Source organism: Novosphingobium fuchskuhlense (assembly GCF_001519075.1).
Taxonomy (GTDB): domain Bacteria; phylum Pseudomonadota; class Alphaproteobacteria; order Sphingomonadales; family Sphingomonadaceae; genus Novosphingobium; species Novosphingobium fuchskuhlense.
Window position 1 is genome coordinate 1,373,459 of the sequence record NZ_KQ954244.1, and the last position, 12,088, is coordinate 1,385,546.

Sequence of the window (12,088 nt, forward strand, 5' to 3'; positions counted from 1 at the left end):
TCAGCCCTTCTTCCCCGCAATATACCGGTCGATATTCGCCGCCAGCACGTCGAGCGGCACATTGCCGCCCTCGACCACCGCGTTGTTGTAGTCGCGCAGGTCATAGGCCTTGCCAAGCGCCGCCTGCGCCCGCGCGCGCTGGCGCAGGATCTCGCTGCGGCCGATGAAATAGCCGCAGGCCTGCCCCGGCCAGCTGCAATAGCGCTCGACCTCGCTCGTCACCTCGTCGCGGCCCGAGCCGTTTGTATTGGCAAACCAGTCGATCGCCTGCTCGCGGGTCCATTCGCGCGCATGGAGCCCGGTGTCGACCACCAGACGGCAGGCGCGGAAGGCGATCGACTGCAGATAGCCGAGCTTGCCGACGGGATCGTCGTCATAGGCGCCCAGTTCGTCGCCCAACGTTTCTGAATAGAGTGCCCAGCCTTCCGAATAGGCGTTGAACGCCAGCATCGCGCGGATCGTCGGCAACTGGTTGGAATACTCGCCCTGCCATACGTGGCCTGGGATCGCCTCGTGATGTACCAGCGTCGGCAGGCTGTAGGTGCTGTGCAGCCGCGTGGTGCCAAGGTTGATCCACATCTTGCCGGGGATCGAACCGTCGATCGAGCCCGGCCCGCCATAGGCGCCGGGTGCGCCGGGCTCTTCCGCCAGAGGCAGGCGCCGCACTTCCAGATTGCCGCGTACCAGCCGGGAAAACGCGCGCGGCATCTGCGCGCGGATATAGGTCAGGCGTTTCTGGATGAAGGCGATGATCTGCGCGCGGCCCTCGTCGTTGTCGGGGAACTGGAAGCGCGGGTCCTTGCCCAGCGCGGTCATCCGCTCGCCCACCGTGCCGCTGGTATAGCCCAGCTTTCGCAGGATCGGGTCCATCCGCCCCTGCAGCTCGGCCAGCGATTCGAGGCCGAGCTTGTGGATCTCGTCGGGCGTCATCCGCGTCGTCGTGCTGGCGTGCAGCGCCCACGCATAGAACGCATCGCCGCCCGGGCGCTGGTGCATGCCGGCTGCCGGCACCGCCAGTTTGCGCTGCGCAATCAGCTCGGCGAGCTGCCGCTCCAGCGTCGGGGCGACCTGCCTGGTCACGATCTCGCGCGCGCGGCCCGCCCAGTCTCCGGCAATGCCCTGCTCGCGCGTGCGCCGTTCGACCGATTCGACAAGGCCGCCGCCCGATCCCATAGCCGAGAGGCTTGCGCCCATCTGCCGGATCGCTTTGTCGAGCAGGAACGAGGGAGCGATCACGCCCTGTGCGGCGGTGGCCTTGAGCCGCGCCGTCTCACCTTCCAGCACCGCCGGGAACTGCGCCAGCCGCGCCAGATAGGCTTCCGCGTCGGCCGCCGTGTGGATCGGATGATCCGAATCGAGGAAGCGCGGCACGTCGATGTAGGCACCCACATTCTGGATCACGACATAGGGCGTGTTGCGCCATCCTCCCACCGCCACATCGCCGTAGGGCAGGGCAAATCCGTCCAGCGCGGTGCGATAGGCACTCTTCACCACGGCCAGGCTGGTGCGGGTCACGGGATCGAGCCCGGCCTCGGACATGGCCTCGACCCGCGCCAGATCGGCCCGCACCTGCGCGGCGACCGCCGCCTGGCCTGCGGCAGAGCGATCCTCCAGCGCGCCGCGCAAGGCCGCATGCGCGCCGGTATCGAGCCCCAGCGACGTGGCCGATTCGGGCTTGAGCGCCAGCAGCCGCCATGCCGCATCATCAAGCAGCGCTGCGGCTGGCGTGGATGCGGCAGGCGTCTGGCCATGGGCGGGCAGCGCGAGGGCGGCGGCCCCTGCGGCCATGCCGGCCAGAGCCTCGCGGCGGCTCAAGGAAGGGGAGGGGGCGATCGGGTCGATGTGGAGTGCTTTCATCGACCGGACACTGTCGCACCCGCGCCCCGCTGTCAAAGCCCGGCCCACGGTGATCCCCGGAGCAGGGAATGCTTCCGTTATGGAGCAACCGTTCGTGGACTCGGCAGGGCTTTCGCCGCCTTCCTCGCGGCGGAAGGAGAACCCGGCCGATGCCAGGTCATGATCGCTATCGGCTGCTTGATGAGCTGCGCGGGATTGCCGCGCTGGTGGTGCTGGTGTTCCACATCGGCACCCGCGGGGGCGGCCCGGTGCTGCTGCCCAACGGCTTTCTGGCAGTGGATTTCTTCTTCATGCTCAGTGGCTTCGTCATTGCCGAGGCTTATGAGGCGCGGATTCTCGCCGGCATGCGCTTCAGCGGTTTCGCCGCGCGGCGGTTGATCCGCATGGCGCCTATTGCCATGCTCGGTGCGGCGCTCGGCGGTGCCTATCTGCTCGCCCGGGCCTTTGCCGCACCGCTCCGGTCCGACACGCTGGGTGAAGTCCTGGCGGGCAACCTGCTCAACCTCTTGATTCTCCCCAAGTTCTGGCAAGGCCGGGCGACGGGGTGGGAAATGTTTCCGGCCAATGGCCCGCTGTGGTCGCTGTTCTTCGAGATCGCGATGAACCTCGTTTGGGCGGCCTTTCTCGCTGGCCGGGGCACGCGGGTGATCGCGCTCGTCGTGGCCGCCAGCGCTGCGTTGCTGCTGGTCTGCGGGCTGCGCGCGGGCACGCTGCATCTGGGCTGGGAAATCACCTCGCTGGCTGGCGGCACCGCGCGCGTCGGGTTCGGTTTCGGGGTGGGGCTGCTGCTCCACCGGCTGCGCGGCCAGCTCCCCGTGATGGACTGGCGGGCGGCTGCCATCGCCTTGATTGCGCTACTTTATTTCCTCATGCTGCCAGTTGCCGCAGTGCTGTGGGAACTGGCGGTCGTGCTTGTCTGCCTGCCTGCGATCATGGCGCTCGCCATTGCCGCGGGGCACGCGGCGGTCCTGCCCGGCGGTGCCCTGCTGGGCCGCCTGTCCTACCCGCTCTATGGATTGCACCTGCCGCTGATCGCGATGGCAAGCGGCATGCTCAAGTACGGCGGCACGGTGGGCGGTGGGCACTGGTCGAGCATGCTCCTCGTCCTGCCGCTGCTCGCCGCTGCCTGGGCTGCCCTGACGTGGTTCGACGAGCCGCTGCGCGCCCGGCTTGCCGCTCGCTGGCTTCCCGGGATCGATTCGACGCGGCCGGCCGAACGGAGCCCGTTCAGCCGCGCCGAGCGCCTGCTGGGCCACGGGCCGCGCACTGAACTGGTTCGGAACTGAACCTGTTTGTGCGGGCATGATCGCGAAAGCCCGGTTAAGCTCGCGTCTGCGAAAAAGTGGTACTGACGTGTGAGAATTCGGCGCAGCATCTCACGAATACCTAGTGGGTTTGCACGTATAGGTGCACTGCACAAGATCATGATAGTATAAATGTGGAATTAACTCGCAAGAAATTCAGCCTTAATTCCTGATGAGAGTGTTCCTCTCACTATCAATTGGCGTATTGGAGACTATCATGGCGACGATCAACGGGACGAAGAGCAACAATTCCATCATTGGTACTACGGGTGCCGATACTATTTCAGGCGGCGCCGGCAAGGATATCATCAAGGGCGGCTCCGGCGATGACATGCTCTATGGCGGTGCGGGCAAGGACTTCCTCTATGGCGGCGATGGCAACGACGTTCTCAAGGGCGGCGGTGGCCAGGATTCGCTGACCGGCGGCGCCGGCGCGGACCAGTTCGTGTTCCGTTCGGCAGAAGGTTTCGCGCCGATGAGCTTCAGCGGCGGCCACGGCGTTGCCGAAGTCTGGCAGTGGGTGATCGTCACCGATCTCACCTTCGTCGATGGCGACAACGTGCGCATCACCGGCTTCGACGACATCTTCGGCGGCCTCAACATGGCGCGCAAGGGCACCGGCTCGTATTTCATCGACGGCAAGGAGGATATCAACGCGATGGTCGACTTCCTCAAGGCGAACCCCACCAAGGGCAGCTACTACGAGATCATCGGTGGCCAGAACGATGGCATCACCTTCTTGCTGAATGACGCCGCGGGCCACACCCAGGCGCTCACGCTTAACGGGATCCACCCCGATACGATCCTGGTCTGATCGCGGATGGCGCTTCGCGCCGGAGCAGGCTGCGGGTCACCACCCGCAGCCTGCTCCGGCAAAAAGCATCATCTGCCCAGTGGCGCCGCGTCGCCGCGCGCGCTAGGCTCCGCTCGGCACATCAGCCACGGGAGCAGGCGCATGAGCATTTTTGACCAGATTCTGGGCCAGATCAGCAGCAACGTCGACGTCAAGAACCTAGCCGCCAAAGTCGGCATCGATCCGACCATGGTCGAAACCGCCATCGCCGGCCTCGCTGCCGGCCACGCCGCGCCGACCGACACAGTCGAGACTGCCGCGGCCAACACCGGGATCGACGCCGGCATCCTGCAGCAAATCGTCGGCCACATCGGCGGCGAAGGCTCGCTCGCCAGCTTCGCCACCGCCCTCGGCCAGCATCCCGATGCTGCGAACATGCTCGGCGGCCTGCTCGGGGGCAAGGATGGCGAAAATCCCCTCGGCAACCTCGGTGGCCTCGCCTCCGGACTGTTCAAGTCCTGACCGGCGAGACAGCGCGACGAGTCAGACCGCCAGACCGCATAGCGTGACCGACGCGGCCCTCTCGCTTGCCATGCTCACCGCGCTCGCGCTCGTCGCGGGCGCGGCGTTTCTGTGGCGCAAGGGCGCGCGCCAGCGGCCCGCGCTCATGGCCATCCTCGCCGCCGTGATGGTCACCAACGTGATCATCTGGTCGCTGCCGACCACTGACGGCAAGACGCTGGCCACGGCGGCCACATCCAGCGAAAGTCCCCGATGACCAACCATATTGCCGGCAAATCGATCGTCATCACCGGCGCGGGCGGCGGCTTTGGCCGCCTCGTCGCGCAGAAGGCCGCCGCGCTCGGCGCGCATGTCACCTGCGGCGATATCGATCTTGCCGCCGCCGAGGCGACGGCCGCGCTGGTCACTGGTGCCGGCGGCAGCGCGCTGGCTGTCGAGACCGACGTGCGCGATCTCGCCGCCGTCAAGGCGCTGGTCGCCGCCGCCATCGCGGCCCACGGTGGCATCGACGTGATGATCAACAATGCCGGGATCATGCCGCTGGCGTTCTTCTCCGATCACGAGGCGGCCTATCCGGCGTGGGAGCGCTGCATCGATATCAACATCAAGGGCGTGCTCAACGGCATGGTCGCCGCCTACGATCCGATGATCGCCGCCGGGCGCGGGCAGATCGTCAACCTTTCGTCGATCTACGGCAATTTCCCGGTGATCGGCGCGGCGGTCTATGGCGCCTCCAAGTCGGCGGTGAACTTCCTCTCGGAATCGCTGCGCGTCGAAAGCCGTGGCAAGATCAAGGTGACGACGATCAAGCCGACCGGGGTTCCCACCACCGGCCTTTCCGGCACGGTGATCAACCCGGCCGCCGGCGTCGGCATCGTGGCGCACAACATGCCCGATTTCATGGATATGGTGCAGCAGATGGGTGCGGGCACCTTTCCGGCCGAACGCCTTAGCCCCGAGTCTATCGACTACGCCAGCCTTGCGCCCGATCACATCGCCGATGCGGTGATCCACGCGATCAACCAGCCGTGGGGCGTCTCGATTTCCGAAGTCACCGTCCGCGCGGCGGGGGATCACTTCGTGCTCTGAATGCCTGGCCAGCCTCACCTTGCGGGGCAGGGGGCGGGCGGTCGGCCTTGCCGGGGTCCTGCGTCGTCCGGCTCGCAGGGGTTGCCTCGCGGGCAACCCCGTTGGTGGTGCTCCGGATGGATGTCAGCAAGGCACCCAGTGCGGGAAAGGAACCGTGATCAGGCGGTGGCCGTTCAGACACGACAAGTTGGGGTTCAGCGTGGGTCGGGCGGCGGCGGGCGCAACGCACAGAAGTATGAGCGCGGCAACAAGTAGCTTCTTCATGGCGGTCCCTCTTGTTTTGTTCTCAGGCCTTTCACCGTTTCGGTTAAAGACTATGGTTAATGGTCATGACCGCGACTCGGTGGCAAGGGAATCTTCAAACTTATCCACAGGTTTGACGAACGAAAAATGGCCCGCCAGGAAAAGAAAAAAAGAATTTAAAACCAATATTTTAAAAGGTTCTGCGGAATAGCTGCGGTCTAGATATAAGTATATAGACTTAATTAAAAGGGCGTGTCTTACTCCCTACTTTGGTTAATGTATTTTCGCTGATCGGCGATGCGCTCGGCGCTGTGTGCAGGCCATCGGCTTGCGGCGTTGGAATGCCCGGGCGGCAACCTTCTTGTCCCGTCTCTTGCTGAACGGTCAGGCTGGCCGTAGCGTCTGCAAACTGGCAGCGTCTTTGTGGCAGTGACGCGGCGTCACTGCCCAAATCGGGAGTGGCCGGGGCGGCGCGGCTTACCCATGGTTGCGCATCACATCATCGAACAAAAGGAACGCGCAATGGATCTGGGGCTCAAGGACAGGAAGGCCATTCTCGTCGGCGCCAATGGCGGAATCGGGCGGCAGGTGGCGCTCGCGCTTGCGGCGGAGGGCTGCCACGTCGCGGTCTGCGGGCGCACGCAGGTCAAGGTCGACAAGATCGTGGGCGAACTCGCGCCCAGCGGGGTCACGGTCTATTCCGAAGCCCTCAACGTGACCGATGCCGAAGCGGTTCCCGCCTTCGTTGACCGCGCGGCCGCAGCGCTCGGCGGTTGCGATATCTTCATCAGCTTCACCTCGGCCAATCTGGGTGAGGACAGCGATGCCGGCTGGGATGCGGTGATGCAGGCCGATATCCTGCCCATGCGCCGCGGCGTTGCGGCGGCGAAGCCCCACCTCCTCAAGTCGGATGCCGGCTCGATCATCTGCATGAGCTCGACCGGCGCGGTCGAGGAATTCATGGGCGTGCAGCCCTACAATGCGCTGAAGGCGGCGGTCATGGTCTATTCGTCGGACCTGTCGCAGGCGCTTGCGCCCGATGGCATCCGCGTCAACTGCATCACGCCGGGTCCGATCATGACCGAGGACGGCCCGTGGGCCTACATCAAGGAAAAGATGACGCCGTTCTACGATGCCACCCTCGCCAAGATTCCGATCGGCCGCATGGCCACGGGCGAGGAACTGGCCCGCGCGATCGTGTTCGTCGCCTCGCCGGCCTGTCTGGCGATGACGGGCGCGAACATCGTCGTCGATGGCGGCTATACCAAGCGCGTCCAGTTCTGAGCGGAATACCCCCTCTTCCGCCGGGGGAGGGGGCCTTGCCGTCTCAGCGGATCGGGCAATCCGGCGAGAGGCGCATGTCGAGATAGTTGTCCACCGCGCGCATCATGTCGTCGAGTTCGTTCTCGAAGAAGTGGTTGGCGCGGGGGATCTCGTCGTGGTGGATGGTGATGTGCTTCTGCGTGCGCAGCTTGTCGACCAGCTTCTGCACCGCGTTGGGCGTCACCACCGTATCCGCCGCGCCCTGCACGATGATGCCGCTGGCGGGGCAGGGGGCGAGGAAGCTGAAATCATACATGTTGGCCGGCGGCGCGACCGAGATGAAGCCGCGGATTTCCGGGCGGCGCATCAGGAGCTGCATGCCGATCAGCGCCCCGAACGAATAGCCCGCGATCCACGTCGTGCTCGCCTCGGGGTGGATCGACTGCACCCAGTCGAGCGCGGCGGCGGCGTCCGACAGTTCGCCGATGCCGTTGTCGAAGCTGCCCTGGCTGCGGCCCACGCCGCGGAAGTTGAAGCGCAGCACCGCAAAGCCGCGCTGCACGAAGGTCTTGTACATCGCCTGCGTGATGCGGTCGTTCATCGTGCCGCCGGCCTGCGGGTGCGGGTGCAGGATCATGGCGACAGGCGCACGCGGACGGCTGGCGGGCTGGAACCGGCCTTCGAGGCGACCATCGGGACCGGGAAAGATGACTGCGGGCATGGACTGTCCTGATCTGCCCACCCTCATGTGCGGGCCATTGGGCCGCGCGGCACGCCGGGGCTGGGAAAAGCGAGAAGCCGCTATATAGAAATGGTTGCCTCAAAAGCAATCATTCCCGCCAGAGCGATCCTTCATGCCTCCGATCTACCTCGATCATGCCGCCACCACGCCGCTGCTGCCCGCAGCGCGCGAGGCCATGCTCGAAGGCTTTGCGCTCTGGGCCAACCCCTCCAGCCCACACAAGGCGGGCCGCGCCGCACGGGCGGCGCTGGAGGACGCGCGCATCCGGGTGAAGGCGGCGCTGGGCTGGCCGGGCGAGGTGATCTTCACCTCCGGCGCGAGCGAGGCGCTGGCGATCGGCCTTGGCCGGGCTCACGCGGATCGGCGGATCGTCACGGCGGTGGAGCATGATGCTGTCTTTCGCGCGGCGCCTGATGCCGTCGTGCTGCCCATCCGCGAGGGCGAACCCGATGCCGAGGCGCTTGCCGCCATGCTCGCGCAGCCCGGCCGGGCGGTGGTCGCCGTGCAGTCGGTCAATTCGGAAACGGGCACTGTCCTGATGCCTTTCCTGCGCAATCCTCTTTTGGAGCAGGTGCGCGCGGCGGGCGGGCTGCTGCTGGCGGATTGTTCGCAATCGGCGGGCAAGGGGGCCTTGCCGGATGCGGACATGGTGGTGGTCTCCGCGCACAAGCTGGGCGGGCCGATTGGCGTGGGCGCGCTGCTGGTGCGCGATTGGGCGATGCTGGAGCCTAGCGGCGGGCAGGAGCGCGGCTATCGCCAAGGCACCGAAAACCTCCCCGGCGCGCTTGGCCTTGCCGCCGCGCTCGAGGCGGGAGACATCGAAAGCTGGCAGACAACCGCCGAGCAGCGGTTCGATTTCAGGAACGCGCTGCTGCGCCACGGCGAAGTGCTCACACCCGGCCACCAGTGCTCGCACATCTTTGCCGTTGCTGCGCCGCGCCTGGCGGCCACGGCCATGCTGATCCGCATGGATTCGCTGGGCTTTGCGATTTCCGCCGGGAGCGCCTGTTCCTCCGGCACGCTGAAGCCGAGCCGCGTGCTGCAGGGCTTCGGGATCGATCCCGATGTGGCGCGCCGCACGATCCGGGTGAGCCTTGGTTGGAGCACAACGCCCGCCGAACTCGATGCCTTTGCTCAGGCTTGGGCCGAGGTGAACGCATGATCTATCTGGACTACCAGGCCACCACGCCGCTCGCCCCCGAAGCGCGCGAGGCGATGCTGCGCTGGCTGGCGGAAGACGGTTTCGCCAATCCCCACAGCCCGCACCGCCCGGGCCGCGCCGCCGCTGCTGCGGTCGAACTGGCGCGCGAACAGGTCGCCGACCTGTTCCCCGCAGGTGGCCGCGTGATCTTCACCTCGGGCGCAACCGAGGCGCTCAACCTCGCGATCCTTGGCTGCGGCGCAAAACGCGTGGCCGTCTCGGCCATCGAACACGCCGCCGTGCTCGATACCGCGCGTTTTGCCGATCCCGCTTGCGCGGTGCTGCCCGTCACCTCCGGCGGGCTGGTCGATACCGCTGCGCCCATCCCGGCAGGCACCGGCCTCGTCGCCGTCATGCAGGTCAACAACGAGATCGGCACCATCCAGCCGGTCGATGCGCTGGCCGATGCGGCCCATGCGGCGGGCGCGCTGTTTCTGTGCGATGCGGTGCAGGGCGCAGGCAAGCTCGCCCCGCCCGCCCAGGCCGACATGATCGCGATCTCCGCGCACAAGCTCCACGGCCCCAAGGGCATCGGCGCGCTGTGGGTGCGCGATGGCATTGCCCTTGCGCCGCTGATCCATGGTGGCGGGCAGGAGCAGGGCTTGCGCTCGGGCACGCTCAGCCCCGCGCTCTGTGCCGGGTTCGGCGCGGCGGCAAGGCTGTGCACAAGTCTGCGCGAAAGCGATGGACAGCATGTGGAGCGCCTGTGGCAGCAGGCCCGCGCGCTGTTTTCGGGCTGGACGCTGAACGGGGACGCGCAGGCACGCTGGCATGGCAATCTCAACATCCGCCGCGATGGCCTCGATGTGGCCCGACTGATGTCGGATTGCCGCACTCTCGCCTTTTCCGCTGGTTCCGCCTGCGCCAGTGGCTCTGGCCGCCCCAGCCATGTCTTGCGCGCGCTCGGACTTTCGGACAGGGAAGCAAAAACCGCGATCCGGATCGGCTTCGGACGCTATACCGGGGTTGAGGAGCTTGAACGGGCGGCGGCCGCGATCACCGCGGCTGTGGAAGCTCAGGGAGCGTTGTAGCCATGGTCAAGGTCACCTTCATCACCGCGCAGGATCAGCAGATCAGCGCCGAAGCGGCGGCTGGCACGCGGCTGCTCGAAGTGGGCCAGAACGCCGGGATGCCGCTCGAAGGCACGTGCGAGGGGCAGATGGCCTGCTCGACCTGCCATGTCGTCGTCGCCGCCGAATGGTTCGACAGGCTCCCCCCCGCCAGCGAGGACGAGGAGGACATGCTCGACCTCGCCGCCGGGGTGACACGCACCAGCCGCCTTGCGTGCCAGATCGTGCTGACCGACGCGCTCGATGGGATCGAAGTGCGCGTGCCGGAAGAAGCGCGGGATATGCAGGGGCGCTGAGGCGCGCTACGGGAATACCCCTAGGCCTGGATCAAGGGCCGCTTCGGGGAGCGAATTTGCGCCAGTCCTTGCTGCAGCGGTTGTCACGCGCCGTGCTCTGCGCGCTGGCTCTGTTCGGGGCGGCCCCGGCTCATGCCCAGCTCCGCGCACTGCAGAACCCTTCGTTCGAGGCGAACGATCCGGCGGGGCCCGGCGCGCCCAATTTCGAGATCCTGCCGATCGCGTCGGTGCCGGGGTGGAGTTCGACCACTGGCGAGATCGAACTGTGGGACACCGACTTCAATGGTGTGCCGGCTTTTGCGGGCAACGTGTTTGCGGAAATGAACGCCAACACCAACGGCACGCTGTTTCAGAACATCTGCCTGATCAACGGCGAGCCGTTCGGCTGGACCTTCGCGCACCGTGCGCGCGTCGGTGGCCCGGCCACGCAGACCGCGCGGTTCCAGGTGGCCAATAGTTCCGGCACGGTGATCCAGACGCTGGCGACGCAGGCCTCCACCACTGCAAACCAGGTTTGGAACGTCAACACCGGGACGGCGACCTATTCCGGCGCCTCGGGCATGCAGCGCGTGCAATTCACCACCAACGACGCCGGTTCGTTCGGCAACTTCCTCGATGCGATCCAGCTTACCTTGCGGCCCTTCGTGCAGATATCGGCCGCGAGCAGCACGGGCGCGGAGAGCGTGCCGAACGCCAACATGGCGACCCTGCTGGTCACCGGGGCCACAACCAGCGCGATCAACGTCATCGTCAACATCACCGGGGGCACCGCCACGCTCGGCACCGATTACACCACCCCGGGCAACGCCTCGACCTTCACCGTGACGATCCCTGCGGGCACCTACTACAACAGCCCGGTGGCGCTCGGCATCAATGTGGTCGACGACACGGCCGTGGAATCGGCTGAGACCATCGCCTTCTCGATCAGCGCCGGCACCGGCTACACCATTGCCAACACCACGACCTGCGGTGCCGCGGTGCAGACGACCGGCACCTACACGATCACCGACAACGATGGCCGCGTCACCCTGCGCAAGCAGTGGGCCGATGCCACGGTGGGCGACAAGGCCGATGTCACGCTCTCGCGCGGGACCACCGCGATCGGCACGCTGTCCGCCACCGCCACGACGGCCGGCGCACTGGTGACGAGCCCGACGCCCACGCCGGTCGTGCTGGGCGAGACGGTCATGCTGGCCGAAACCTTAGGGAGTGCCAATGTCAGCCGGTATTTCGGTACGGTAGCCTGCACGGGGGCGGCGGATACCAATTTGTCCGATGGCCTCACCATCGGCGCTGCAGAAACGGCCATCGTGTGCACCTACACGAACACGCGCGTGCCGGCGCTGGTGGTGACGAAGACATCCGCGGTGCTGTCCGACCCCATCAATGCCAGCAATCCCAAGGCAATCCCCGGCGCTGCGCTGCGCTACTGCATTCTTGTCACCAATCCCGGCACGCTCGCAGGCACCTATGTCGCCGCGACCGATCTGCTGCCCGCCGGCATCACCTATACGCCCGGCTCCGCGCGCAGCGGCAATACCTGCGCGACCGCGACCACCGTGGAGGACGACGATGCGACCGGCGCGGACGAGACCGATCCCTATGGCGTCTCGTTCCTTGCCGGCACGCTGACCGCGACGGCGACGACGCTGACGGCGGGGGCCAGTTTTGCGATCACCTTCGATGCCATGCTGAAATGAGCGGGGAT

At 66.4% G+C, this 12,088-nt stretch carries 12 protein-coding genes; 10 read left to right on the forward strand and 2 right to left on the reverse strand.

What is annotated here, in order from left to right:
* Nucleotides 1-1,857 carry a DUF885 domain-containing protein gene (locus AQZ52_RS06355; protein ID WP_067907415.1) on the reverse strand — a complete coding sequence of 619 codons (1,857 nt, stop codon included), beginning with the start codon at nt 1,855-1,857 and terminating at the stop codon, nt 1-3.
* A 149-nt stretch (nt 1,858-2,006) separates the two neighbouring features.
* Between AQZ52_RS06355 and AQZ52_RS06360 the strand changes: the two genes are divergently transcribed.
* The 6 genes from AQZ52_RS06360 to AQZ52_RS06385 all read left to right on the forward strand — a co-directional run bounded on the left by AQZ52_RS06360 (nt 2,007) and on the right by AQZ52_RS06385 (nt 7,092).
* Entirely contained in the window at nt 2,007-3,143 is a 1,137-nt protein-coding gene (locus tag AQZ52_RS06360) for an acyltransferase family protein (protein WP_067907418.1), read from the forward strand.
* A 235-nt stretch (nt 3,144-3,378) separates the two neighbouring features.
* Nucleotides 3,379-3,975, forward strand: coding sequence for a calcium-binding protein (locus AQZ52_RS19205; protein ID WP_067907421.1), 597 nt, complete (start codon nt 3,379-3,381; stop codon nt 3,973-3,975).
* 141 nt (nt 3,976-4,116) lie between these two features.
* Entirely contained in the window at nt 4,117-4,476 is a 360-nt protein-coding gene (locus AQZ52_RS06370) for a hypothetical protein (protein WP_067907424.1), read from the forward strand.
* 43 nt (nt 4,477-4,519) lie between these two features.
* Nucleotides 4,520-4,732, forward strand: a complete 213-nt coding sequence (locus AQZ52_RS06375; protein ID WP_205626417.1) for a hypothetical protein — start codon at nt 4,520-4,522, stop codon at nt 4,730-4,732.
* Entirely contained in the window at nt 4,729-5,565 is an 837-nt protein-coding gene (locus AQZ52_RS06380; RefSeq protein ID WP_067907426.1) for an SDR family oxidoreductase, read from the forward strand. The genes AQZ52_RS06375 and AQZ52_RS06380 overlap by 4 nt, the downstream gene beginning before the upstream one ends.
* 765 nt (nt 5,566-6,330) lie before the next feature.
* Complete coding sequence (locus AQZ52_RS06385; protein WP_067909569.1) at nt 6,331-7,092, forward strand: SDR family NAD(P)-dependent oxidoreductase; 762 nt, start codon at nt 6,331-6,333, stop codon at nt 7,090-7,092.
* Between the two features lie 43 nt (nt 7,093-7,135).
* Here the strand turns inward: AQZ52_RS06385 and AQZ52_RS06390 are convergent, their stop codons facing one another.
* On the reverse strand, nt 7,136-7,792 hold the full coding sequence (locus tag AQZ52_RS06390) for an alpha/beta hydrolase (RefSeq protein ID WP_067907429.1): 657 nt from the start codon (nt 7,790-7,792) through the stop codon (nt 7,136-7,138).
* Between the two features lie 133 nt (nt 7,793-7,925).
* Here AQZ52_RS06390 and AQZ52_RS06395 point away from each other — a divergent pair, with 133 nt between their 5' ends.
* The 4 genes from AQZ52_RS06395 to AQZ52_RS06410 are packed head-to-tail and all read left to right on the forward strand — an operon-like array spanning nt 7,926 to nt 12,080.
* A complete protein-coding gene (locus AQZ52_RS06395) occupies nt 7,926-8,975 on the forward strand; it encodes a cysteine desulfurase family protein (protein WP_067907431.1) in 1,050 nt (349 codons plus the stop codon).
* The gene (locus tag AQZ52_RS06400; RefSeq protein WP_067907434.1) at nt 8,972-10,045 is read left to right on the forward strand and encodes a cysteine desulfurase family protein; all 1,074 of its coding nucleotides are present in this window, start codon (nt 8,972-8,974) and stop codon (nt 10,043-10,045) included. Before AQZ52_RS06395 ends, AQZ52_RS06400 begins: the two co-directional genes overlap by 4 nt.
* A 2-nt stretch (nt 10,046-10,047) precedes the next feature.
* Entirely contained in the window at nt 10,048-10,380 is a 333-nt protein-coding gene (locus tag AQZ52_RS06405; protein WP_067907436.1) for a 2Fe-2S iron-sulfur cluster-binding protein, read from the forward strand.
* A gap of 56 nt (nt 10,381-10,436) precedes the next feature.
* Entirely contained in the window at nt 10,437-12,080 is a 1,644-nt protein-coding gene (locus tag AQZ52_RS06410; protein ID WP_156424793.1) for a DUF11 domain-containing protein, read from the forward strand.
* Nucleotides 12,081-12,088: the final 8 nt, after the last annotated feature.

Bases quoted from the DNA above. Each gene is read 5' to 3' on its own strand.
- AQZ52_RS06405 (WP_067907436.1), top strand. From the start codon at position 10,048: ATGGTCAAGGTCACCTTCATCACCGCGCAGGATCAGCAGATCAGCGCC.
- AQZ52_RS06390 (WP_067907429.1), bottom strand. From the start codon at position 7,792: ATGCCCGCAGTCATCTTTCCCGGTCCCGATGGTCGCCTCGAAGGCCGG.
- AQZ52_RS06395 (WP_067907431.1), top strand. From the start codon at position 7,926: ATGCCTCCGATCTACCTCGATCATGCCGCCACCACGCCGCTGCTGCCC.
- AQZ52_RS06370 (WP_067907424.1), top strand. From the start codon at position 4,117: ATGAGCATTTTTGACCAGATTCTGGGCCAGATCAGCAGCAACGTCGAC.
- AQZ52_RS06355 (WP_067907415.1), bottom strand. From the start codon at position 1,857: ATGAAAGCACTCCACATCGACCCGATCGCCCCCTCCCCTTCCTTGAGC.
- AQZ52_RS06360 (WP_067907418.1), top strand. From the start codon at position 2,007: ATGCCAGGTCATGATCGCTATCGGCTGCTTGATGAGCTGCGCGGGATT.
- AQZ52_RS06385 (WP_067909569.1), top strand. From the start codon at position 6,331: ATGGATCTGGGGCTCAAGGACAGGAAGGCCATTCTCGTCGGCGCCAAT.
- AQZ52_RS19205 (WP_067907421.1), top strand. From the start codon at position 3,379: ATGGCGACGATCAACGGGACGAAGAGCAACAATTCCATCATTGGTACT.
- AQZ52_RS06380 (WP_067907426.1), top strand. From the start codon at position 4,729: ATGACCAACCATATTGCCGGCAAATCGATCGTCATCACCGGCGCGGGC.
- AQZ52_RS06400 (WP_067907434.1), top strand. From the start codon at position 8,972: ATGATCTATCTGGACTACCAGGCCACCACGCCGCTCGCCCCCGAAGCG.